The following is a 22,949-nucleotide window of genomic DNA, read 5'->3' as shown; positions in this document are numbered from 1 at the left end:
CATTAGGTTCTCCAATCTCGTTGGCTTTTTGGCGTTTGGTCTGACTTCGCTTCCGAAAATCAGTGCTGATTTGTGGATTACACGGCGCAGCCGCCTGTTCCTGCAAATCTGCCACGTGGCGAACGCGGGAGGGGCGAGGCAATGCTATTCGACAGGGGTGGTGCGGCCCGCAGGCGCAGCCGAGGACACGGCCCTGTCTAATAGGGTTGCCCGAGGGGGAGGGCGGCGCCCTCACCCTATTTGTTCTGTGCCAATCAAAAGCGGCTCGTTTTATGATGTTTGGTTTACAGGGCTTTTAAAGCCTTGGTCTTCGAGGTGCGTCCAAACACCAGGCGTTGGGGTTTTTGCCCTTTCGCAGTGATGGGTGCACCGGGTAGTAGAGCCTTTGCCGCCTCATAAACTGTAAAGTCTGCCAAATAGCGGGGGCCACCGTGAGACCAGCGAGCACGAAAGCCACAACAGCAAGCCGGTCATGCATTGTGTTGGTTCGAAGAAGCGGCATCATACCTTCCTGAGCAAGCTTCCAGAAGCCCAGGTAGCATACTGAGCCAGTAAAAACGTTGGCAGACCACCTGTTTTGGAAGGCTTGAAGACCGCGTAGTTCATTGCAGTATCTCTGATGATCTCGCCTGTTTTTCCCTTGGTTTGAATATTGAGACTGACTGGTTTCCCATTGGTAGGACTTGCGTTCGTCACGGACGATTTCATTCCTTGCTATCTTCCACTTGGCGCGCATTTTCTGGAGTGCTTCGGGGTAGATGCCTGCAATCATCTCCCACACCGACTGCGGGATATCACGTGTCCCACGCTCATAGCGGCTGATCGTGTTGCGGTGGAGATTTAGCACGCGCGCAAAGCGGGTCTGGGATAGCCCAAGCATCTTACGCAAGATCCTTGGCCAATTGGCCGGACAAACACAACCAATCCCACGACAGTTTACAAGCGGAGAACGAGCAATGACCAGACTCCGTTTGAGCCCATGTGATGCCATCGTTGCATCTGAAAAGATTTATGCGGTGGAGAAGGTGGCCGACGAAGACGTCCGATTGCTGGCGGTGGTCGGCGGCAATGGGACACTGACCTTGGCACATGATGAATTGGGGGACATGCTCAAATCCGGTGCTGCAGAGGTGCAGTATGACTATTTCAGCGATGAGCGAGCGGTTCTACGCGCCCGACTTGGAAACCAGTTTGTACGGGATTTGCCGAAAGGCAAACAAGACCGCGTAGCCTTCAAGGTTGCCTGTTGCGAGGTGTTCACGGCCGCTGAGCGAGACGGAGAAGTCACTCGGAGCGAGCAGTCCTACCAACAGTTTGAAGAGGAGTTTGCACAACGGCTCTTAGGCCGGCTGTCTTCGTCAGAATGGTGTGATGATCCAGGTGATCCTTCGAAAGTTGCGCGCATCCGTGTGCCAAGTCGAAAGTCTATCCTGAGGTGGCTTAAGGCTTGGGAAGGCACGCGAAACCCCGCAGCACTACTCAATCGTACGGCCTACAATGGGAACAATGCCAAGAGACTAACGCCGGAAGTCGAGCGACTGATCGTGGAAGGCATTGAGAATTACCTTCACCCAGCGCGAGTAAGCAAAGCGCAAGTGGCATTCGACATCCGGGCAACCGTTGCCAAGGTAAACGAAGACCGAGCAAATCTCAGTCTGCCGCCTCTCAAACCCCCCTCGGAAAGCTCGGTGCGCCGCAGGATCGGGAACCTCGACAAGTTCCAAGTGCTTGCGGCGCGCAAAGGCATCGCGAAGGCCGGGGCAAAACTGGGGCCTATCGGAAAAGGCGCAGAAGCGGTCGCCCCGTTGCAACGCGTGGAAATGGATGAGTGGGAGGTTGACGCACTTACCCTCATTAGGGCCGCTGGAAGTGACCTGACGCCTGATCAGATTGATGAGCTGTCACGCAAGCGGTTCTGGCTCTACGTGGTCTTTGACTGTGCTACCCGTTGTGTATTGAGTTTCAAACTCGCGACGGCCCAAATTAGCGGCGACGCGATTGCAGCTTTGCGTCTTGCGATGGTCGACAAATCGGAGCGTGCGGCGGCTTTGGGGTGCTTGTCGGCTTGGAGCCATTGCGGCCGAATAGCAGAACTCTTCGTGGACAACGGTCCAGCGTTTACCAGTGATGCGTTTCAAAACGCCTGTAGTGCTCTTGGAATTGCTTGTCGTGTCGGGGTAGGCGGCGTTCCTCACTTACGCGGGTACATCGAACGTTTCTTTGGGACGCTAGCAAAGGGCTTGATGCCGCTTCTGAGTGGACGCGTGTTCTCAAACACTGTGGAACGTGGGGACTATCCAGCCGAAGCCCAAGCGTGCCTAACTGAGAAAGACCTCGTCGATGCTCTGATCGTGTTCATCGTTGATGGCTACCACAATCGTAGACATCGCGGTCTAAATTGGGGAACCCCAAATGAAGCTTGGGAGCGCTTGTGTCGTGAACATGGCGTAGCGCCGCCACCAAGTAGCAATCAAATACGATCCACGCTGGGTGTTGATTATGCCAGGACCTCTGGGCGGCATGGCATCCGTTTCGCGAGCCTGAACTACCATTCAGCCGCCTTGGCCAAACATGTCATGGCCAAGGGCCAACAGGAGTTGGAGTTGCGTGTAGATCCCGAAGATCTTTCCGCAATCTCGTGTTGGTTCGGTGAGGCCTGGCATGCATTACCCTGTACGACTGACGGTCTGAACGGGGTCTCATACGAAACTTGGCAACACACTCTGCTAATGCTTCGGCACACCAACAAGGGCGCAGACACTTTGTCGGCGAGCACTGTAGCTGCTGCATTGAGGCGTATCCGTAAGATTGACGAAGCCGCGCGGGCGCGGGTCGGCCTCAGCTCGATTAAGCTCACGCGTGAAGCCCTGTTATTGGCGGAAGATCAGGTCTTCTGGGGCGTCGATATTGCTGGCGCGCGTCCCGTTGCCCTCCCAGAAAATGATCAAGCAACGGCTCAGCTGGGAAGGCTGAGAGTTGAGAAAATTCAGTCCCTACCTGATCAGCCGACCAATGCGGCTGAAAATTCAGCGGCCCCGAAACGTGTTTGGAGGTTCAACGATGAAGTCGAATGATCCCAAATGGCAGCTTATACAGTCCTTGCAACAGGCTTACGTACCAAACGATAACTACACGCAACGCGGTCAACGCTTTGAGGAGCTCACGGCGCAGAGACGCGCGGATATCAAAGCCGGCCTCCACAGCAACGTCCGTGGTATCGTGTTGGTCGGTAGGTCCGGTAGCGGCAAGAGTGCGGCATTCCGCGAACTTATGCGGTGCAGCAAGGATCTGGTCCTAGACGACCCGAAAATAGGCGTCAGTGAAGTTGTTAGCGTGCAGGTGCCTTCCCCGGCAACGCTCAAATTTGTGGGAGTAGCTGTGCTTCAAGCGCTTGGATATCCGTTGGCGCGCGACAAATCAGTTGCACTCATCTGGGGTCAAGTCAAAGACCACCTCAAACGCCGCAAGACGCTGTTTTTGCATCTCGATGGGGCGCAGGATTTAACCCGGTATCAAACACAAAACGAACGGGTCGCTGTCGTCCGTACGCTCAAGTCGTTGATGGAAAACAGCTCATGGCCGGTCGGCCTCATCCTAAGTGGGATGCCCGAGCTCGCCGATTTGATTAATGCTGATCCGCAACTCGGGCGGCGCCTTTACCCGATTTCAATTAGTCGGCTGAATTCAGTGCGGGACCGCGATACAGTCTGCGATATTCTAAGCCTTTATGCTGCGCGCGCGGGGCTGGGAGCACAACAAGCGTAGTTTCAACCGTCGTTTGCCGCTCGCTTGCTTCATGCTGCAGACTATGAGTTTGGTCTTTTGACCGAACTCATTGTGCAGGCAACAGTCATGTGCCTTACGGAAGAAACCACTGGGCGGGAATTGGCTGTAGGCCACTTTGCCAAGACCTACCACCGAAGGTCGGGAGCGCCCGGTGGTCTAAATCCGTTCCTAGCCGAAAACTTCGAACACATTGATGTGCGCAAGCTTCTGGAGCCAGTCAGATGATGGCGCGAGAGTTTGCACTCGCGCTCGACCTTAAGGAGATGGAAACGCCAGCATCCTTTGCGGCGCGCTTGGCGCGCCGCAATGGCTTGATACCCCGCGAATTCTGTACAGATTTGGGTATGCGGTGGCCGGATGTTTGTTCGGCGCATCCAGATGGTCTGAAACGACTGGCACAACTATCTGGCGCAAATCTAGACGCGTTGATGCTGACCGCAGCGCCGCAGGAAAGCAATTTGCGGTTCAGTGTCGGGCACTCCCAAGCCACGAGTGGAACATTCCGAAGGACAGTTAATCGTGTCTGCCCTCGGTGCATGACAGCCGCCATCCAAAGAGAGGGGGATACAGGACCCTTTCAACGACTGGAATGGCTCTTGTTACCACTGCACGTTTGCCGTGAGCATCATGTCCCACTGATCGAGTTGAAACGATCTAGTTATACCCACAGTACCCTCGATATCGTTGCGCAAACGTTTGCTCAGATCGACCACATCAAGGCAGCGGCAGATGAAGATGCTCTGACGCCGCCGATGGCTTTTGAAGAATATCTGTGCAATCGCGTAAACCATAGTCCTGCAGGCGATTGGCTGGACGGATGGACTTTGACGGAAATCGAAACCGGATCCGTCGCACTGGGGATCCAGATGCTCTTTCCCACGCGCCGGCATGTTTCCCGTTTGACACAAAACGAACGACTTACCGCCGCTGATGCTGGGATTACAGCACTCGCGGGTGGTCCGGATACCTTGTCAGAAACCCTTGGCGAGATGCGACTGAAGATGCCTGTGCAGGATCAAAGGCATTACACCAAGGTGCTTGGCATGTTTTACGTCTGGTTTCGCGACCATCGCAAAGAGCCATGCCTAAGCGCATTCCGAGAATGGGTCCGCAGCTATTTGCACCAAGAATATGCTAGGCGGCCATCGCAAAGCATTCTTGGTGTACAGGCGAGGCGCGTGGGCGGCTTTTCCCTCAGCGAGGTCAAAAGGTCCTATGGAATTGACCCTAGCAGAGTGAAAGCCATTTTGGACAATCTTGGCAGGTACGGACCTGACCAACTGCGCTCGCTTGTAGAAATCACTGAAGAGGAGGCCAAGGAAGTAGCCAGATATTGGGATGGTCTTCAATACCCCAAGCATACCGCGAAGGCCCTCAGAATCTTTCCCGATCAGTTAAAGGCTTTGATCAAAAACAAAACTCGCAGCGCGGTCAATCTGGGTGCAACACGGCAGTTTGTTGAGCGATCTTCTGTATCGGCATTGCTGGAAAAACTCGCGGCCGTTGAAATCGGGCGTGCCGGAAGGTTGCACCTTCCGCTGAAGGCCCATTGTCGAAACAACACAGTCAGCCTTGCCCGCGTCGTTGCCGCATGGGCACGGGGAGAACTTACAGGTGTACGCGTCGACCCAGGCCAGGAAGGATTGCAAAGTCTACTGATACCTAGGGACGCTGAGCTGGATCAACAAACTCAACGCCTGATCGGTGATCTCACCTTGGTCGAAGCTGCTAGATATTTGAGGACGAGTAGTACAACCGTTCTCGCGTTGAGGAAGGCGGGCCTCCTGCAAACCGTGTCCTGTCTTAATCCAGAAACACGCTTTATGAAAATCTATGTCGCCAAGACGAGTATCGAAGCGTTCCAGAACCACTACACCACGCTGGGGCAGCTCGCACGAGAACGCGGCGTGGCCCCAATCCACCTTGCGCGGAAACTGGATCGAATGGGTATAGAAACCATCGAATGCTGCCCGACCAATGTGAGAGTTTATCCTGTCGATGTCAGACGTCTGGTGTGATCGTGAGGGCGGGAAGCAGACGTTCGCCGCAGGTGCAAATGGGTTAAACCTTCGGAGGAGAAGCGGACCTTCGCCAAAGATGCACTGCTGTTGCGGCTATTTTGAACGTTTTGCCTGGATGTGGGTGGGACAAGACCCCAAGCCCCCACGACAAAAATGGTCGCGTTAGTTGAGTTTGCCGGCCCACCATGTCTTGGACAGCGCCGCACCGGCGGCAAAATTATGGGCGCCTAGGGTGTCCTGTATTCGCAGGCATTCGTTCCATTTCACCATTCGCTCGGATCGTTGAAACGACCCAACCTTGAGCTGCTGGCTTCCCAGTCCAACGCTCAGGTGAGAAATGGACGTATCTTCGGTTTCTCCAGAACGTGCGGACACGACGGCGGTCCAACCTGCGGTGCGCGCGGCATCATAGGTCGCCGCGGCCTCCGTGACCGTGCCGATTTGGTTCACTTTGATAAGGACGCAATTGCAGGCGCCGTCCGAGACACCTTTGGCGACCAGCGCGGTGTTGGTGACGAGATAATCGTCGCCGATGATTTGCACGCGCTCGCCGTAACGGCGGGTGAATTCGATCATGCCAGATGGATCGTCTTCGCCAAGCGGATCTTCGATCGAGACGATTGGGTAAGCGTCGAGCCATTGCCCCAACAGGTCGATCATCGCGCCCGACTCCATTTCCTTGTCTTCGAGCGCCAAACGGTAACGCCCGTCGCTGCCAAACTCGGATGCTGCGATATCAAGCGAGATAACCACCCGTTCGCCGGGTTTTTCGCCGGCTTTTTCAATGGCGGCCACGAGGGTTTCGAGCGCTTCCTCGTTGCTGCGGAAATTGGGCCACCAGCCACCCTCGTCTGCAATGCCCGCCAACGCACCACGGGCAGCCATAATGTCCCCGGCAGCAAAATAGACCTCGTTAGTGATCTCCATAACCTCGTCGAAACTGGCGGCGCCCGGGACCATGATCATGAAGTCTTGGATGTCGACGCGGCGGCCTGCATGCGCCCCGCCGCCAAAGATCTGGATCTCTGGCAAGGGCAGCGACGGGGTGTACCCATAGAGCTGTGCCACATGCTGCCACAGGGGGATTTCTTTATGAGCGGCGGCTGCGTGCAGGACAGCCATTGAGGTGGCGACCGTGGCGTTACCGCCAAGGAGGGACTTGTCCGGGCTAGGGTCAAGCGCAAGGATGGCTTGATCGACCGACGTCTGGTCCTGCGCGTCCATCCCCACGAGCACAGGGCCAATAGTATCGACCACATTGCGCACGGCTCGCCCCACGTCTTTGCCACGCAAACGAAAGCCGCCGTCCCGCAGGTCAGTGGCCTCGCGTCGACCACGTGAGGCACCCGCAGGCGCGATAGCGCGACCGAAAGAGCCATCTTCTAGCTGCACGTCGACCTCGACGGTCGGATTGCCGCGGGAGTCCCAAACGCGCCGTGCGGTGACGGATCGGATCGCACTCATGCCATCGCCTTTCCAAGGGTTTCGACAAGCTCTTGAAGCTTGGTTTTCGGATTTAGGATCAAAGCGGGTGTCATCTGCCGAATCCAGTTCTGATTTGCAGTCGACAGATACTCCACCGGGGATTTCCCATCGACACGGGCGAGCATCAAGGCAGGGAGCAGCGCGCAGACCCGCGCCTCGAGCTCGCTTGGGTCTTCCCAGCACACGTGCGGCCGATAATGGCGCCACAGGTCTAGCGTGTTGGCCAGGAGCCGAGACCGGCTGGTGGGCAAATGGAGAGCTTTCAGCGTCAGGTGATTGAGGCAAAAGGCCGGGTCAAATGCCGGATCGCCCATCGTTGCGCATTCCGCGTCCAAGATGAGGGCGGACCCACCGCGAAAAAGGATGTTCTTGGGGCTTACGTCACCGTGAACGAGGACCCGGGACGCCTGATACAGATCGCTTGCCAGCCCATCCAAACGGTCTGTTAGGGCAGAGTGAATTTGCGCCGTATAAGACAGATAGGGCTCGATCCGTATCGCGCGAAAATCATTCTGGTTCTGGAAGGGCCCAATATCAAAATCCTCCTGGACAGAGGCAGCGTGGACGCGTCCCAACGTATCACCCAACGCGGCGGCTTCACCTTGATCGGACGCTTGAGAGAGCAGGGCGTCTTTCCACAGGTACACATCCGGGCCCGCGATGAATTCCATCGCGAAACCGTGCAGCGCATCTGAGCGCCCAAATAGCTGAACCGCATGATCGCGAGACGCCGATGCGGCAACTTGCAGCCAGGCGTATTCGGCCGCACTTCGGTGAACCGGGGCATACCAATCCGCTTGGACCCTGAGTTTCGGCAGGGCGAATTTGACGCAGAGCGTGCGGTCTTTCAGATCGACCCGGGCGATGTCCGAGGCCACTCCACCCGTGAGCGCGGTTACCCGTGTGATGTCTTGGGTGCGCCCCAAGCGAAGCTTTTCTATCAAGGTCGCGCACCGCGCCTCTAAGTCAGTCACGCCAGACCTCTCTTCGCTCGCCCGTCGGAGGCCCAAATAAACAGCCCGCCCACGACAATCAAGCAAGCGCCCAACAGGGTCGATAGCACGGGTGCGTCGTCAAAGACGACCATCCCGGCAAGTGTCAGGTAGATGACAAAGCTGTAGCCAAAGGGCGCAAGCACGCTTGCAGGTGCATAGCCATGGGCGCGCGTGAGCGCTTCGTGCCCGGCCCAAGCGAAAGCGCCGATTGCCACTATCAGGGTCCATTCGACCGCCCCCGCTGGCACCTGCCAAAAGACCATCGCGAATGGCGCCAAAGCCAGCGTGCCCAATGCGCCGGTGTAAAGCTGCAGAACACCCGGGGTGACATGTCCCGCAAGTTTGCGTGACAGCACCTGGTACATCGCCATGCCCATGGCGGGGTAAAGCATCAGAACAGCATACCAATTCATTGGTTCACCGAATGGCCAAAGGATGATGAGCGCGCCACCGAGGCCCAGAAAGATCGAAATAACATGCGCCGAGCGGATATCTTCGCCCAGGATCAGCCGTGCGAAAATGCACACAAAGAGCGGAGACGTGTAGAGCAGCGCCGATGTTACCGCCAAGGACAGGTGCCCCAGCGCCAGAAAATTGACGAGGGTTGCAGAGACCAGGCAAAACGATCGGAGAACGACAAGGCTGCGCAGCCTTGGAGGTAGTTTGGTTTTCGGTTTTCCTCGCCACGCGCGTTCCACCAACGTGATGGCGAAGTGAACGGCATACCGCATGAAGGCCAGCTGAAACACCACCAAGCCTGCGCCCAACAGCCACTTGGCGCTGGTATCCACAACTGAAAAAAGCAGGTTCGCAACAAGGACAAACGCAATGGCGATGCCAAGGCTGCGCCCCCCGTCAATCGCGGCCATAGTGCTTTTTGTAGGCGTCATAGAGCTGGGGAACCATGGCATCGCCCATACCGTCGGCCAGCGCCTGTTTCATCATCTGCAACGGCACGTGCGCCATGACAGAGGGCGCTCCTGCCTCCTCGGCCATCTGAGCGTAGTAGCCCACATCCTTTGTCGCGTTCTCTATCGAAAAGGCCAGCTGGTTCGGGTCGCCATTCAGCGGGTATTGCGCGACCAACTGCATGAAGGGCGACCCCAAAGGACCCGCAAACATCACATCAAAAAGCTTCTGGCGCTCGATGCCCGTGATGTCGGCCATGGTGAAAGCTTCGCTTAGTGCGTTGGCGACCACCTGACCAAAAAAGTTGTTCATCAGCTTGATGGTGTGCCCGCTGCCGCTGTCACCCAGATGAAAGACGTTTTCGGCCAGGTCGCTGAGCACGGGGTGTACTTTGTCGAAAGCGTCTTTGTCGCCTGCGCACATCAGGTTGAGCTTACCCTCCAAAGCATGGGCGGGAGTGCGCCCGATTGGCGCATCCAGATAGCTGCCGCCCTGCGCGGAAACCTCGCGCGCCAGCGCTTTGGTGGACGATGGCAAAGAGGTGCCAAAGTCGATCACCACTACCCCCTTGCGCATCCCCGACAAGACCCCGTCGGGACCGTGCATACGGCCTTCGACATGCTCTGACGTCCCCATACACAGCATGACGATATCGCTGCGTTCCGCGACTTCGCGCGCGTTCGTGACCTCGACCGCGCCGCGCGCGATGGCTTTGTCCAGCTCTGTTCGGTCCCGGTTACCCAGGACGGTCAGGTCATAGCCTTTGTCTTGCAAACACGACACCATAGCGCCGCCCATGAGGCCCAAGCCGATGAAACCGATTTTGGGTTTGGTCATAGTTTTGTTCTCCTACATGGTCGCGCCGATTTGCCAGGGGACGAATTCGAAATCCCCAAGACCCAGGGCTTCGGATTTTGTCACAGTGCCGGATGCCGTGGCCAGGATTGTGTCGTAGATCTCGCGCCCCATTGCGTGGATATCCAAACCTTCCGACAGGATGCGGCCCGCGTCTATGTCCATGTCGCCCGCCATGCGCCGTGCCATATCCGAATTCGTTGCGATCTTGATGGTCGGCGCAGGTTTTGAGCCAAACGCCGAACCGCGACCGGTGGTAAAACACACGATCTGGCATCCCCCCGCGATCTGCCCGGTGACGCTGGCGGGGTCATAGCCAGGGCTGTCCATGAAGGTGAAGCCGGACGCTGTGACGGGTTCGGCGTATTTGTAGACCGCGTTAAGAGGTGTCGTGCCCCCTTTGGCCGCAGCACCAAGCGACTTTTCAAGGATTGTCGTCAGCCCACCGGCCTTGTTTCCGGGGCTTGGATTGTTGTCCATCGAACCTTTGTTGGCGGCGGTATAGTCCTCCCACCAGCGGATCAGGTTGACCAGCTTTTCGCCCGTAGCCGCGTCAGTTGCGCGTTCGGTCAGCAGATGCTCGGCGCCGTAGATTTCAGGTGTCTCGGCCAATACGCCGGTGCCGCCTTGCGCGGCGAGAAGATCGCAGGCGTGGCCCAGGGCCGGATTTGCCGTGATGCCCGACCACGCATCCGACCCCCCGCACTGCAGGGCGACCTTCAGGTGGCGCGCGTCACAGGGCGTGCGGCTGACCTGATTGGCCAGAGGCAGCATAGCAGTGACCTTGTCGATCCCGCGCGCCACGGTGTCGCGCGTCCCCGCCACGTTCTGAATGTTCATCGTTTGGAAAAGGGGGCCGTGCTCGAGGCCGTAAGCCTCTAGCAGCCAGTCGATCTGGTTCATCTCGCAGCCTAGCCCCACCATGAGGACGCCCGCCAGATTGGGGTGGCGCGCATAGCCCCACATCACCCGCTGGAGGGCCTCAAAGCCGGTGCCGTCTCCGCCCATGCCGCAACCCGTGCCGTGGACAAAGGCCGCAACGCCGTCGACGTTCGGAAACTCTGCCAACCGGTCGGGGCTGAAATGATCTGCGATCATCCGCGCCACGGTGGCAGAACAATTCACCGAGGTCAGGATGCCGATGAAGTTGCGCGTGCCAAAGCGCCCGTTGCCCCGGTCATATCCCATGAACGTGTCGCGCGACGCGGGCGCGGCGGACGGGCGCAGGTTGGTGCCGAATTTATAGCTTGGGTCGACCGCCGTGAAAGCCAGGTTATGCGTATGGACGTGGTCCCCGGGCGCGATATCGGTCGAGGCGATACCGATCTTCTGCGCGTATTTCAGCACAGGCGTCCCCGCTGCGATGGGCTGCAGGGCCACCTTGTGGCCCCCCGGCACCGATTGCGTCAGTGTAAGCCCGTCGACCTGCGCGCCCGCGCCCAAGGCCTTTTGCGCGATGGCCACGTTGTCGGCGGTGTCCAGTCGGATCAGTCCCATCAGGCGCAGTACGGCCCGTCCGAGGGCCAGCGGTGCTGGGGAATATGCGCGCTTCTGGCCAGATCGCGGCGCGCGTCTTCCCACTTTTGTTTCCAGACCCGCCAGTCGCGAAGCTCGGTCTCGGGCTGGGCGCGGGAACGGGCGACGAAACTGGGGAACTGATCGCGCCCCGTAGACTGGCCCGTCACGTTATAGCGCAGGTCGAATGACCAACGGTATCCGCCAGAAACGTTAGGCAAGCTGGCATGGGGCGTCAGCGGGTGAAAGATCACCGCGCCCCCCGCCTTTACTGGCGTCGGCACCGCGCGCGCGGCGGGCAGATAGCGATCCTTGATGCCGGGCTGGTTCATCGTGCAATGCGGCAGCATCTCGTCTCTAAGCCCCGGCTTCACTTGCAAACAGCCGTTTTCAACCGTCGCATCCGTGATCGCCAGCCAGATCGTCACCATCTGTGTGTCATCCGCCGACGGCAGCGTCACGCCCTTGTCCTGATGCCAGTCGGTCGCGATGATATGCGCGCGTTTTTCGCCTGCGGCCACCTCCGCCTGAGGAGGCTTGATGCGCACGTGTTGGATCGGGTTCGAGGTCAGCTCTGGCCCCAGAAGGCTTTCGGCGATGTCCAGCAGGCGGGGATGGGTCGCCATGTCAAAGACCGCGGGGCCGACGTGTAACGGCGTGTCGTCCGTAATATCCCCATGCGGCAGCGAGATATCGAGTGGCTGATACCACTCGAACCCCGCCTTTACCGCCGCGTCCAGCTTATCAAAAAAGCCCATGTCCGGCGTGGCGGGGGCCAGCCGCCCCTCTGCCGCCCAGCCGTCGTAGAGCCGGTCCATCAACGCCTCGTATTCGCCCCGTACCGCCGCCAGCGTGGCGGGGTCGATGACGTCCTCCATCACGAGGTAACCGTCGCGGTTGAACTGGTCGATTTGGGCAGCGCTCAGCATGGGTCAATCCAACAGAAGGGTGACAATGGGGGGCCAGATCAGCAGCACCGACAACGCCAGCAGCTGGACCCCGATGAAGGGCAGGAAGCCCTTGAAGATGTCGGTTAGCGAGATATGCGGCGGTGCCACTGATTTCAGGTAGAACGCCGCCGGACCGAAGGGTGGCGACAGGAAACTGACCTGCATGTTCATGCAGAAAAGCACACCAAACCAGACGGACAGGTATTTCGGCTCCAACTGGCCCAGATAGCCGATCTCTTCGATGGGTAGGCGCTGCACGATGGGCAGGAATACGGGGATGATCAGCAACACGATGCCGACCCAGTCCATGAACGCCCCCATAAAAAGCAGGATGACCATCATTGTCAGTAGGACCAGCATCGTTGGCATCTCGGAGCCCACGATCAGGTTGGCGATGTAATTGGGCCCACCCGCCAGCGTATAGGCCCCCGCCAATGCTGCCGCCCCGATGGTCACCCAGATAATCGTGCCGGTGGAACGCAGCGTGCGCATCATGGAATCCCAGACAAGCTCGACACTCGCCTCGCCGCGGAAGAGCGCGATAAGGAACACCGCGAAAGCGCCCATGCCGGCAGCTTCGGTAATCCCCGTGATGCCCCCGTAGATCGAGCCCATGACGACACCGATCACCAGGATCGGCGGCACCAGGCCCTTGCCGTGTTCCCAGCCTTCCATCGTCCGCTTGCGACCAAACACGACGAAAGCCATCACCAAACCGATCAGCCCGGCAATGGCGATGGGCAGCAGGTGATAAGACATTCCCAAGGCAATGGGATCCTCGCCTTCCTCCAGGATATTCTGCCCGGTGACGGTAAAGAACAGCGCCCGAAGGAACAGGACCGTGGCCCCGCCCGCCAAGAGGAGCGATAGGAATCCGCTGAACATGCCCAGCTTCTGCGAGGCGGTCGGGTCACCCGGCTGCGGTTCTGGCAATGGGGCGTCCTGGGGGCGCAGCTGTGTGCGGATGATAATGTAGGTGATGATCATCATCGCCAGCATAAAGCCTGGCACGAAAGCCCCGGTGAAAAGCGCCTTGATCGACGTTTCCGTGATCAGGCCGTAGATGATCAGCACAATAGACGGCGGGATCATCGTGCCCAGCGACCCCGACGCGCAGATCGTCCCGATGGCCAGGTTCTGGTTATAGCCCAGTCGCAGCATCTGCGGCAGCGCGATCAGGCCCAGAAGGACAACCTCGCCTCCTATGATGCCCGACATCGCGGCCATTATGACCGCCATGATCGAGGTCACAATCGCGATCCCGCCCCGCGTCCGCGCCAGCCAGAAGTTGAGCGAATTGTACATCTCTTTGGCGATGCCTGACCTTTCCAGCAAAGCAGCCATGAAAATGAAGAGAGGGACCGATATCAGCACGTATTGCGTCATCAGATCGAATATCTTCTGCGTTAACAGGTAAAGCGGCCCTGTCCCCGGCCGCCCCGACAGCAGGCCTTCGCCAAAGGTCCAAGGCGCGGTCAGCACCTGCGGTTCGAACTTCAGGACCATGACAACCAGCGCGAGGACGGCAGAGGCAAAACCCAGCGGCATCCCGATGGCCAGAAGCACGATCAGGCCCATCACCACGATCAGTGAAATGGTTCCAATATCCATTATTCAGCCCCCACGCTCTTGCGGATGGCCTCGACCTCGTCCTCGTCGACGACGAAGGTTTCCGGCTCCATGTTCCAGTCGGCGATCAGGTTAGCCAAAGCCTGCAGTGCGATCAGAACCATGATGATCAGGATCATTGGCTGGATCGTGGCGGGGATCGGCGGGTCGAAGGCGGTGCCGAACATCTCCCATCGGTAGAGCTTGTTGACAAAGACCTGCTTGTAGCTGCCATAGACCACGCCCATCGCGAATAGCGCGATCAGCAAGGTCGAGATCACATCGAATGCCTTGCGCACCGGGCGCGGGACGACGTCGTAGAGCAGCGTGATGCGGATGTGGCAGCGCTGCTGCATCGCATAAAGGCCCGAGCACAGGAACACGAAGCCCGCGATCCACAGCGTCAGTTCGTTGGCCCACTTGGTCGGCGCTTCGACCACGTATCGCATGAAAACCTCGTAGAGCATCACGCCCGTCATCGCGAGAAGCATGATCATCGTCGCACGCCCTATAAACAGTGCGAACTTGTCCCAGCGTTTCCATTGCGGATACTCCATCGGAGCCACGACAATGGACCGCATGCCAAGCAAAACGAAGATCGGCATCGATAGCAGGGCGATGTAGTCAAAGATATTGGCAAAGCCACCAAACAGGCCCGGCATATCCTGAAGCACTTCTTTGCGGGTGTGGAGTTCAGAGACCTGCATCTGCAGGCTTTCGCTCTCTGGCGGAATCCAATCAAGCGTAAACGCAGGGATGTGCCAAACGCACCAGCCAGCGCAAATCAAAAACGCCGATGGCCAAATCCATTCTCCGATGCTGCCCGTTTGCCGCCCCTGCATGGCCTGCCCCCTTGCCCGAGTTCTTTTGATCAAGACAGCGCGCTAACCTGCCTTCGTCAAACAAAACTCGTGATGAAAAAGAAGAAGGGGGCACCGAAATGCCGCCCTTCTGGATTAGTCAGCTTTCGCTTACTGCATCGCGCCGATGTCGCGCAGGAAGTCGAGGTGCGCGTTCAGCAGTTCTGTCGATTCAGGAGTAGTCGCGAAATCGACCCACGCATCTTGGACCGCCTGACGATACACAGCCATGTCCTCTTCGGACCACTGGTACATGTTCAGGCCTTTAGCAGCCAACTCGACAGAGTTCTGTGCGTTCTTGACCTCGTTGATCGTGGTGTTCTTGAGGCCAAGCGCTTGCATGCCAACCTTCAGGATGGCCTGATGGTGCGCTGGCATGTTGTCCCAAACGTCTTTGTTACACGCCAGGTGGTCCGCAGGCATCGAGTGGAAGCCAGGATAGTTGGTGTGCTCTGCGATGTCATAGAGACCCAGACCGATGTTGTTTGTCAGGTTCGCAGCATCTGCGCCGTCGATGATACCGGTTTCAAGAGCTGTAAAGATCTCGTTGAAGTCCATCACGATTGGCGACGCGCCCAGATTTTCAAAGATCATTGTGATCACGCCTGGAGGCGAACGGAATTTCCAGCCTTCAAGGTCGGCCACACCAGCCAGCGGCTTGGTCGAGGACAGCGATTCAGGACCAGGGATCCACCAGCCGACAAATTCCATACCATATTGGTTATACAGCTTGTTCAGCGCGTCCTCACCGCCGCCGTGCAGCAGCCAAGCGTATTGCTGGTAGGGGTTTGCGTAACCGCCCGTCAGATCGCCCGTGAACTGGAACGCCGGGTTTTTGCCGGTCTGGTAGGACCCGCCGGTCATGTCGCAGTCAAGAATGCCGGTGGCGGCAGCGTCAAAGGTTTCAGCAGAGGCGACGACCGAAGAAGCATAGAACATCTCGATCTGGATTTCGCCGTTGGACATCGCGGTGACGTCCTCGATGAACTCTCCTGCCATTTGGCCGGAGAGAGTCTCTTGGCTGAAGTGCGTCTGAATCCGTAGGGTTGTGGTTTCTGCATTGGCTGCAAAGGCTGCAGCCGACAGCGCTGCCGCCGATGCAGCCAGCGTCAGGTTCTTGAGTATGGACATTGGTTCCTCCCTTGGTCCTTGCTTTCGAGTCGCTTTGCGACTTTCGTTTTTGGTATGACCAAATTAGGAAGCTTCCACTTTTTAGGCAAACTAAAAATGCACGCGCAAAGCTCACTTAATGCCCAATTTAACCAGTGATTTAGCGCTCAGCTCGCGATATACGAAGCCAACTTGTTCTAGTGTATGCTAGCGTAGCGATCAATATGGTCGCACCAAACGCAACCAGTTCAAAAGGACAGGACACCGCGATGACCGATGCCAAACACTGCAAAGGGCAACCCGCATGAGTGAATTGTTGGTCGTTTCGACAATCACTCCCGCCATGGAAGACAGGCTTAGGTCCGTGTTTCAGATGACCCATGTCGCCGATATTTCCTTGCCCGAATGGCTGCCCAAAAACGCAGCCGGGGTAAGGTTCGTGCTTACTGACGGCGGCACTGGGCTTGCGGATGATTTTCTCGCGCAGCTGCCGAACCTGGAAATCATCAGCAACCTTGGTGTGGGATATGACGGGGTCAACACCGATCTCGCGACAGCACGCGGCATCCCGGTTACGCACACGCCCGATGTCCTGAACGAAGAAGTCGCGACGACGGCTGTGATGCTGTATCTTGCGGTGTGGCGGAACTTCGAGGCAGAGATGGCCCATGCGCGATCAGGTCGCTGGGCCGCCAACGGAAACTTGCCGCTGCCCCCCACTGCCGATGGTCGGCGCATCGGGGTTCTGGGGCTCGGACGGATCGGCAAGGCCATCGCTGCAAAGATAGCGCCGTGGGCATCCGAAATCTGTTATTACGGACGTTCCAAGCAGGACGTCCCTTATCGGTACTTTGACACTCTCGCGGCGATGGCTGCGCACTGCGATGTGCTGGTCAACATCGCGCCCGGCGGCGAGGCGACACATCACCTGATAAACCGCGACATACTGGAAGCGATCGGCCCCGACGGGCGGCTGATCAATGTCGGGCGCGGCTCGACCGTGGATGAAGCTGCGCTGATCGAGGCGCTGCGCACCGGCACGCTTGGCGGTGCCGGGCTCGATGTCTACGAGAATGAGCCGCACATCCCGGAAGCGCTGCGCGAGATGCACAACGTTGTGCTGCTGCCCCATGTGGCGAGCGCAAGCATCGAAACACGGCGCGCTATGGGTGATCTGGCCGTAGACAACCTGATTGCGTGGAAAGAGGGACGGCCGCTTTTGTCGCCCGTCCCGGAAAGCGCGTCGCTGGTTTAGCGGCCCATCCAGCCGCCATCGACCACGAGGATTTCACCGTTCACGTAGTCCGATGCTGCGGAGGCGAGGAAGACGGCAGGCCCACCAAAATCGGCGGGCGTGCCCCAGCGTCCTTGAGGGATACGTTCGAGAATGGATTTGGAGCGCGCCGGGTCGTCCTGCAGCGCCTGAGTGTTGTCCGTGGCGATATAGCCCGGCGCAATAGCGTTCACATTGATCCCGTGCGGGGCCCATTCATTGGCCAGGGCTTTGGTCAACTGCCCGATCCCGCCCTTGGAGGCCGCGTAGCCCGGCACCGTGATCCCGCCCTGAAAGGTCAAGAGCGAGGCGGTGAAGATGATCTTGCCTGAACCGCGCGCGATCATACCGCGTCCGATTTCGCGGCTCAGGATGAATTGCGAAGAAAGGTTCACGTCGATGACTTCATCCCACAGCGCGTCCTCATGCTCTGCCGCGGGCTTGCGCTTGATGGTGCCTGCGTTGTTCACAAGGATATCGGGAGCGTGTCCGTCCGCCTCGATCTGCGCGGCGAAGGCCTGCACCGCAGCCCGGTCCGAGAAATCGCACGCATAGGCGCTGAAGGCACGGCCTTTCGCAGTGACGGCCTGCTCTACGGCGCTGCCTGACGGCTCAAGGCTCGCGCTGACACCGATGATATCTGCGCCCGCTTCGGCGAGAGCTTCGGCCATGCCGCGTCCGATACCGCGCTTGCAGCCTGTCACAAGGGCAGTTTTCCCCGTCAGATCGAACATGCTCATGCGTCCGCTCCCACTTTGATAAGGCTCTTGAGGGCGGTCGGGCTGCTATCGAGCGCTTCGAATGCGGCCTGGATGTCCGACAACGGGCTGACATCGGTGATCACCGTATCCGCATCAATCGCACCAGATGCGACAAGCGCAATGGCTTTGTCGTAATCAGCCGGCTCGTAGACGCGCGCGCCGATCAGCTTCAACTCGCGCCAGAAGAACTGAAAAAGGTCGATCTGCGGCTTTTGCGCGTGGATCGCCACCATAACAATGCGCGCCCGGGTCGCGGCAACCGCCGTCATCGCGTCAACACCTGGCTGCGTGCCGGAGACCTCGAATACGACATCCGCGCCTTTGCCCCCGGTCCGGGCGTTGATTGCCTCCGCGAGGTCCTCCTCTGCCGGGTTCACGGTGTCAAAGCCAAGTTTGTCTGCGATGGCCAGGCGGTTCTTGTTCACCTCAGAAACGGTGACCCTGCCGCCCGCCTCCCGCGCGACCATGGCGCACAGGATGCCAATGGGGCCACCGCCGATGACGACCACATCTTCGCCCGGCCGCAAACCCGATAGGCTTATGTCATGACAGGCCACGGCCACCGGTTCGATCAGGGCTGCGTGGTCCATGCGCATGTCATCCGGCAGCACATGGATCGTGTGGGCGGGGACGGTCCAGACTTCTTGCATGGCGCCATCTGTGTCGAGGCCCAGAAATTTCATGTTGTGGCTGATATGCGGATACCCGGCCTTGCTGGCGGGGCAATTTAGGTCCGGATCAAGTGGCCGCACGACGACTTTCTGCCCGACACTTAGCCCCGTGACGCCTTCGCCAAGCGCGTCGACCCAGCCAGACATCTCATGCCCGACGATCCTGTTGTGACCGACGCGCGCGTCCATATTGCCGTGAAAGACGTGCATGTCCGTCCCGCAGATCCCGCAATACGCGATCTTCACAGCCACCTCGCCTGCGGCGGGTGGCACCGGTTCTTTTTGTTCCACGGCAAAGGTCTTGTTGCCGCGATAAAAGGCGGCCGTGATCGTATCGGTCATGCTGTTTCCTTAGCGTTGGCCCATCGCGGCGTGGGCGGCTTCGAGTTTTTGCCAGTCAAAGGTCACCCCGATCCCCGGTTCATTGGGGGCGGTGGTCAAATGATCTTCAACCTGCAGCGGACGGGTCGTGTATTGATCGATGGGAAAGCTGTGGACTTCAAGCCAACCCGCGTTAGGCTGGGAAGAGACGAGGCTGACATGGAGTTCCTGCATCCCGTGGCTGCACACGGGAATGCCATGGGATGCGGCCAGTCTAGCAACCTGCAACCACCCTGTGATGCCGCCACAATTGGAGGCATCGGGTTGAACGAAACTGAGTTTCGCATCGCGAAACGCGTATTCGAATTCGTGGATCGTGTGCAGGTTCTCGCCCATAGCCAGCGGGACGTTCGTGGCCTCCGCGATCTTGCCATAACCGACATAGTCGTCCGGGATCGTCGGTTCTTCGAACCACAGCACGTCGCAATCGGCGAAAGCGCGCGCCGCCTCAATCGCTTGCGGCACGGACATGGAATAGTTCGCGTCCACCATGAAGGCGCGGTCTGGTCCCAGCACCTCGCGGATGCGTTTGGCACGTTCGATGTCGGTGGCGAGCTCTGGTTGGCCGACCTTGATTTTGACGCCGTTATACCCGGCCTCCAGATAGCCTTCGGTTTGGCGCACCAGTTTGTCCAAAGAAAAGTTCAGATCGATCCCGCCGCAATAGGCCTTGCACCGATCAGACGCCCCACCTGCGAGTTTCCACAACGGCTGACCCTCGGCTTTCGCCTTGATGTCCCACAATGCGATGTCGACCGCGGAGATGGCAAACGACGCGATCCCGCCCCGCGCCACATAGTGCACGTGCCATTGCATCGCGTCGTAGAGGGCTGCGATATCGTCTGCCTCTTGGCCGCGTAGAAAGGGCTGCAGATCGTGCGTGATCATTGCGGCAATCGCGCGCCCGCCCTTGCCGCCGGTATAGGTGTAACCCGTACCTTCGACACCGTCCGAGGTTGTGATCGTTACGGTCACAAGCTCGAAATGCGTGTGATCCCCGTGTTTGGCGTCCGTCAGCACTTCGGCCAAAGGAACATCAAACAACCGTACCGCCAGTTTTTCGATTGTTCCCATGGTGTGTCCCGCAGCAGCCGCGCCTTCAGTTTTGGTATGACAAAAACGGTTTTCAGCGTCTACTTCTTTATTTCTATTGAGCCGATGCGGCTGGTCTGCCAGTTTTGGTTATACGAAACCGCGCCCTGTGGCGCATCATTGGCGGGCACGCTTCGGTGAACGAGCAGTCGACACAGTTAAGATTTCGCGCAGCAGATACGCTCGTATCCGCGATTGAAGAGCGCATTCGCAATGGCGATCTGCGCGCCGGCGACCCACTGCCGCCTGAGCGAGAGATTGTGCGCGACCACGGGGTAAGCCGAACGGTCGTCCGTGAGGCGTTACGGATCCTGGCATCCAAAGCGTTGATTACCGCGCGTCCCGGCTTTCGTCCGGTCGTGGCGCGGCTGGGCTATGACGCGGCCCTTGATGCGGTGGGCAGCGTGGCGGCCCAGCTTCTTGAACAGCCTGATGGCGTCAGAAACCTCTTCGACATGCGGGTCAGGATCGAAGCGTCATTGGCCCGTGATGCAGCCAAATCGGCGACCTCGGAGCAAATCGAGGAAATGGAAGCCGCTCTCGAAGCCAATCGCGCGGCAATCCCGGATACCAAGCTGTTTTATGAAACCGATGTTGCCTTTCACAGCGTACTGCATACCGTACCCGGCAATCCGATGCTTCCCGCACTGCATCGTGCTTTCACTGCTTGGCTTGCGCCAAACTGGATCAAGATGCCGCGTTTGCCGAAGCGCAACGAAATCAACTACGAAGCGCACAAGGCGATCTTTGACGCAATTCTACGCCGCGACCCCGACAAGGCTGAAACAGCTTTGCGCGATCATCTTGATTTTGCGTGGAACCAGGTCAGCGATATCATCGAAGGAGCACGCCATTGACCGCGCCCGCTGTTGCCATCGGATGCCTGGGTGAGGTGATGCTGGAGCTTGTCGCTGGTCAGGGCAGTCAAGCGACGCTCGGCGTGGCGGGGGATACTTACAATACAGCTGTCTATCTGCGGCACGTCGCGCCAGAGCTGCGGGTCGACTACATCACGGGTTTGGGTTCGGACCGCTTTTCGCAGCGGATTATGAAGCACATGGCAGGGTACGGCGTCGGCCATTCGCGGGTATTCATGCACCCCACGCGTGGACCCGGGCTTTATGCGATTGAGACCGACGACACAGGCGAACGCAGCTTTACCTACTGGCGAAGCGATGCCGCCGCGCGCGCTCTGGGCGACGAGGATACGCCGCTGCTGTCTGGGCTCTTATCCGGGCTGACACATGTCTTTTTGTCGGGCATCTCGCTGGCGATCTTGCCGCAAGATAATCGTGATCGCCTGTTCGCAGCATTGGCCGATTTCCGCGCGCGCGGAGGCATCGTTGCTTTTGACAGCAACTACCGGCCGCACCTTTGGAACGACCCAGAGCTTGCGCGAAGAGAAACCGAGCGCGCATGGCGCAGCTGCGATATTGGAATGCCATCCGTGGATGACGAGCAGGCTCTTTTTGGCGATGCCAACGAAGACGCAGTTCTCGCTCGGTTTGCAAGCTACGGCATCCTGCGCGGCGTTCTGAAGCGCGGCGCGTTGGGGCCCATATCCTTCTGCGGCACTACGCTTGCGCGCGCCGAACAGCCCGTGAAGGTCGTAGACACGACCGCAGCAGGCGACAGCTTCAATGCCGGATATCTGGCAGAGCTCTTGCGCGGGGGCGACGAACAGACCGCGCTCAAGACAGGGCACGACCTTGCCACCCGCGTCATCGGACAGCGCGGGGCCATCATTTTCAAACCGGAGGCTTTGGCATGATTTGTGGGGTTGTGGGCCTGGGTGACATGGGCAGCGGGATGGCCAAGAACCTGCGGGCTGCCGGGTTTGAGACCTGGGGCCTGAATAGAAGCAAAGCGCGCGAAGAGGCCTTTGCGAAAACTGGTGGCAACGTCGCGCGGGACCTCGCCGATATGGGGCAACGCTGTGATGCGGTGTTCGTCATGGTGATGGATGGCGCGCAGACGCGCGATGTCATTTTGGGCCCGAACGGTTTGCTGGCACATATGAAGTCTGGAAGCGTGATCCTCTTGACGGCGACGATCAAACCTCAGGAAGCTCGCGCGCTCGGCGACGAGATGGCGCAAAGCGGCGTTCACTTGATCGATACCCCGGTGTCGGGCGGCTTTCCCGGCGCGCAGAATGGCACCCTCACGATGATGGCGGCTGCGCCTGTTGCGGTGCTCGATGAATTTGCACCGGTGATGGAAGCGGTGTCGGCAAATATCCATCGTGTTGGCACCCGGCCTGGCGAGGGGCAAACCGTCAAGGCATGTCTGCAATCTCTGATCGGCGCGCAGTTCTCGGCAACGTTCGAGGCCGCCGCACTTGCGGCCAAGGCCGGGGTGCCCGGGCAGGTACTGCTGGACGTTTTTTCAACCTCATCCGCGGGCTGCGGCGTCGTGAACAACGCGCTTGAAAAGATCATCGACCGGCAGTTTGAAGGCACTGGCAGCAGCATTCATACGATGCATAAGGACCTGACGATATCCCTTGGGCTGGGCGAGGCGCTTGGCGTGCCACTGCACACGGCGGCAACGGCCATGCAGATTTTCCACGCCGGGCGCAGTAAGTATCCGAACGGTGATAACTGGGTTTGTACCCGCGTGATCGAAGAGATCGTCGGCGCGGAGCTTCACAGGAACGGCCCCGGGCCGAAAGACTAAC

Annotated in this window: 21 protein-coding genes; 8 read left to right on the top strand and 13 right to left on the bottom strand. The window is 58.7% G+C overall.

From position 1 onward, the window contains the following. Window positions 1-295: 295 nt before the first annotated feature. Window positions 296-991, bottom strand: coding sequence for a helix-turn-helix domain-containing protein (locus tag FE702_RS09800; protein WP_255449646.1), 696 nt, complete (start codon window positions 989-991; stop codon window positions 296-298). Here FE702_RS09800 and FE702_RS09795 point away from each other — a divergent pair. Genes FE702_RS09795 through FE702_RS09785 form a run of 4 tightly spaced genes read left to right on the top strand, consistent with a single transcriptional unit; the run spans window position 957 to window position 5,804 of the window. Then, window positions 957-3,074: a Mu transposase C-terminal domain-containing protein gene (locus FE702_RS09795; protein WP_147126048.1), complete on the top strand. Its 2,118-nt coding sequence runs from the start codon at window positions 957-959 to the stop codon at window positions 3,072-3,074. The two genes, FE702_RS09800 and FE702_RS09795, sit on opposite strands and share 35 nt — an antisense overlap. Further along, window positions 3,061-3,765 carry an ATP-binding protein gene (locus FE702_RS09790; RefSeq protein ID WP_186827042.1) on the top strand — a complete coding sequence of 235 codons (705 nt, stop codon included), beginning with the start codon at window positions 3,061-3,063 and terminating at the stop codon, window positions 3,763-3,765. The genes FE702_RS09795 and FE702_RS09790 overlap by 14 nt, the downstream gene beginning before the upstream one ends. A gap of 24 nt (window positions 3,766-3,789) precedes the next feature. Beyond that, window positions 3,790-4,011 carry a hypothetical protein gene (locus FE702_RS18615; RefSeq protein WP_186827041.1) on the top strand — a complete coding sequence of 74 codons (222 nt, stop codon included), beginning with the start codon at window positions 3,790-3,792 and terminating at the stop codon, window positions 4,009-4,011. Beyond that, on the top strand, window positions 4,008-5,804 hold the full coding sequence (locus FE702_RS09785) for a TniQ family protein (protein ID WP_147126046.1): 1,797 nt from the start codon (window positions 4,008-4,010) through the stop codon (window positions 5,802-5,804). The genes FE702_RS18615 and FE702_RS09785 overlap by 4 nt, the downstream gene beginning before the upstream one ends. A 165-nt stretch (window positions 5,805-5,969) precedes the next feature. Here the strand turns inward: FE702_RS09785 and eno are convergent, their stop codons facing one another. From eno to FE702_RS09740, 9 genes are all read right to left on the bottom strand, one after another. Further along, on the bottom strand, window positions 5,970-7,271 hold the full coding sequence (gene eno, locus FE702_RS09780; protein ID WP_147126045.1) for a phosphopyruvate hydratase: 1,302 nt from the start codon (window positions 7,269-7,271) through the stop codon (window positions 5,970-5,972). After that, window positions 7,268-8,266: a phosphotransferase family protein gene (locus FE702_RS09775; protein WP_186827040.1), complete on the bottom strand. Its 999-nt coding sequence runs from the start codon at window positions 8,264-8,266 to the stop codon at window positions 7,268-7,270. Before FE702_RS09775 ends, eno begins: the two co-directional genes overlap by 4 nt. After that, on the bottom strand, window positions 8,263-9,156 hold the full coding sequence (locus tag FE702_RS09770) for a DMT family transporter (protein ID WP_186827039.1): 894 nt from the start codon (window positions 9,154-9,156) through the stop codon (window positions 8,263-8,265). Before FE702_RS09770 ends, FE702_RS09775 begins: the two co-directional genes overlap by 4 nt. Continuing rightward, window positions 9,143-10,033 (bottom strand): NAD(P)-dependent oxidoreductase, encoded by an 891-nt coding sequence (locus FE702_RS09765; protein WP_147126042.1) that lies wholly within the window; start codon window positions 10,031-10,033, stop codon window positions 9,143-9,145. Before FE702_RS09765 ends, FE702_RS09770 begins: the two co-directional genes overlap by 14 nt. 12 nt (window positions 10,034-10,045) lie before the next feature. Next, window positions 10,046-11,548: a UxaA family hydrolase gene (locus tag FE702_RS09760; RefSeq protein WP_147126041.1), complete on the bottom strand. Its 1,503-nt coding sequence runs from the start codon at window positions 11,546-11,548 to the stop codon at window positions 10,046-10,048. Then, a complete protein-coding gene (locus tag FE702_RS09755) occupies window positions 11,548-12,495 on the bottom strand; it encodes a phytanoyl-CoA dioxygenase family protein (RefSeq protein ID WP_147126040.1) in 948 nt (315 codons plus the stop codon). The genes FE702_RS09760 and FE702_RS09755 overlap by 1 nt, the downstream gene beginning before the upstream one ends. A 3-nt stretch (window positions 12,496-12,498) precedes the next feature. Further along, window positions 12,499-14,127 (bottom strand): TRAP transporter large permease, encoded by a 1,629-nt coding sequence (locus tag FE702_RS09750; RefSeq protein WP_147126039.1) that lies wholly within the window; start codon window positions 14,125-14,127, stop codon window positions 12,499-12,501. Beyond that, window positions 14,127-14,966, bottom strand: coding sequence for a TRAP transporter small permease subunit (locus FE702_RS09745; RefSeq protein WP_147126038.1), 840 nt, complete (start codon window positions 14,964-14,966; stop codon window positions 14,127-14,129). The genes FE702_RS09750 and FE702_RS09745 overlap by 1 nt, the downstream gene beginning before the upstream one ends. 129 nt (window positions 14,967-15,095) lie before the next feature. Next, window positions 15,096-16,115 (bottom strand): TRAP transporter substrate-binding protein, encoded by a 1,020-nt coding sequence (locus FE702_RS09740; protein ID WP_147126037.1) that lies wholly within the window; start codon window positions 16,113-16,115, stop codon window positions 15,096-15,098. A gap of 283 nt (window positions 16,116-16,398) precedes the next feature. Here FE702_RS09740 and FE702_RS09735 point away from each other — a divergent pair, with 283 nt between their 5' ends. Then, window positions 16,399-17,349: a 2-hydroxyacid dehydrogenase gene (locus FE702_RS09735; protein WP_147126036.1), complete on the top strand. Its 951-nt coding sequence runs from the start codon at window positions 16,399-16,401 to the stop codon at window positions 17,347-17,349. On the opposite strand, the gene FE702_RS09730 is transcribed toward FE702_RS09735, so the two are convergent. The 3 genes from FE702_RS09730 to FE702_RS09720 are packed head-to-tail and all read right to left on the bottom strand — an operon-like array spanning window position 17,346 to window position 20,254. Next, window positions 17,346-18,107, bottom strand: a complete 762-nt coding sequence (locus FE702_RS09730) for an SDR family oxidoreductase (protein WP_147126035.1) — start codon at window positions 18,105-18,107, stop codon at window positions 17,346-17,348. The genes FE702_RS09735 and FE702_RS09730 overlap by 4 nt on opposite strands. Further along, the gene (locus tag FE702_RS09725; protein ID WP_147126034.1) at window positions 18,104-19,141 is read right to left on the bottom strand and encodes a zinc-dependent alcohol dehydrogenase; all 1,038 of its coding nucleotides are present in this window, start codon (window positions 19,139-19,141) and stop codon (window positions 18,104-18,106) included. The genes FE702_RS09730 and FE702_RS09725 overlap by 4 nt, the downstream gene beginning before the upstream one ends. Window positions 19,142-19,150: 9 nt before the next feature. Beyond that, complete coding sequence (locus FE702_RS09720) at window positions 19,151-20,254, bottom strand: mandelate racemase/muconate lactonizing enzyme family protein (RefSeq protein WP_147126033.1); 1,104 nt, start codon at window positions 20,252-20,254, stop codon at window positions 19,151-19,153. Between the two features lie 104 nt (window positions 20,255-20,358). On the opposite strand from FE702_RS09720, the gene FE702_RS09715 reads away from it, so the two are divergent. Genes FE702_RS09715 through FE702_RS09705 form a run of 3 tightly spaced genes read left to right on the top strand, consistent with a single transcriptional unit; the run spans window position 20,359 to window position 22,948 of the window. After that, window positions 20,359-21,129 carry an FCD domain-containing protein gene (locus tag FE702_RS09715; protein ID WP_222611797.1) on the top strand — a complete coding sequence of 257 codons (771 nt, stop codon included), beginning with the start codon at window positions 20,359-20,361 and terminating at the stop codon, window positions 21,127-21,129. Continuing rightward, window positions 21,126-22,043: a sugar kinase gene (locus tag FE702_RS09710; RefSeq protein ID WP_255449645.1), complete on the top strand. Its 918-nt coding sequence runs from the start codon at window positions 21,126-21,128 to the stop codon at window positions 22,041-22,043. The genes FE702_RS09715 and FE702_RS09710 overlap by 4 nt, the downstream gene beginning before the upstream one ends. Then, on the top strand, window positions 22,040-22,948 hold the full coding sequence (locus tag FE702_RS09705) for an NAD(P)-dependent oxidoreductase (protein WP_147126032.1): 909 nt from the start codon (window positions 22,040-22,042) through the stop codon (window positions 22,946-22,948). The genes FE702_RS09710 and FE702_RS09705 overlap by 4 nt, the downstream gene beginning before the upstream one ends. Window position 22,949 lies beyond the last annotated feature (1 nt).

The sequence above is a fragment of the Shimia ponticola genome (assembly GCF_007995215.1).
GTDB classification, from domain to species: domain Bacteria; phylum Pseudomonadota; class Alphaproteobacteria; order Rhodobacterales; family Rhodobacteraceae; genus Shimia_B; species Shimia_B ponticola.
The sequence above is the reverse complement of the archived record's forward strand: the minus strand, read 5'-3'. Positions and strand labels throughout refer to the sequence as shown.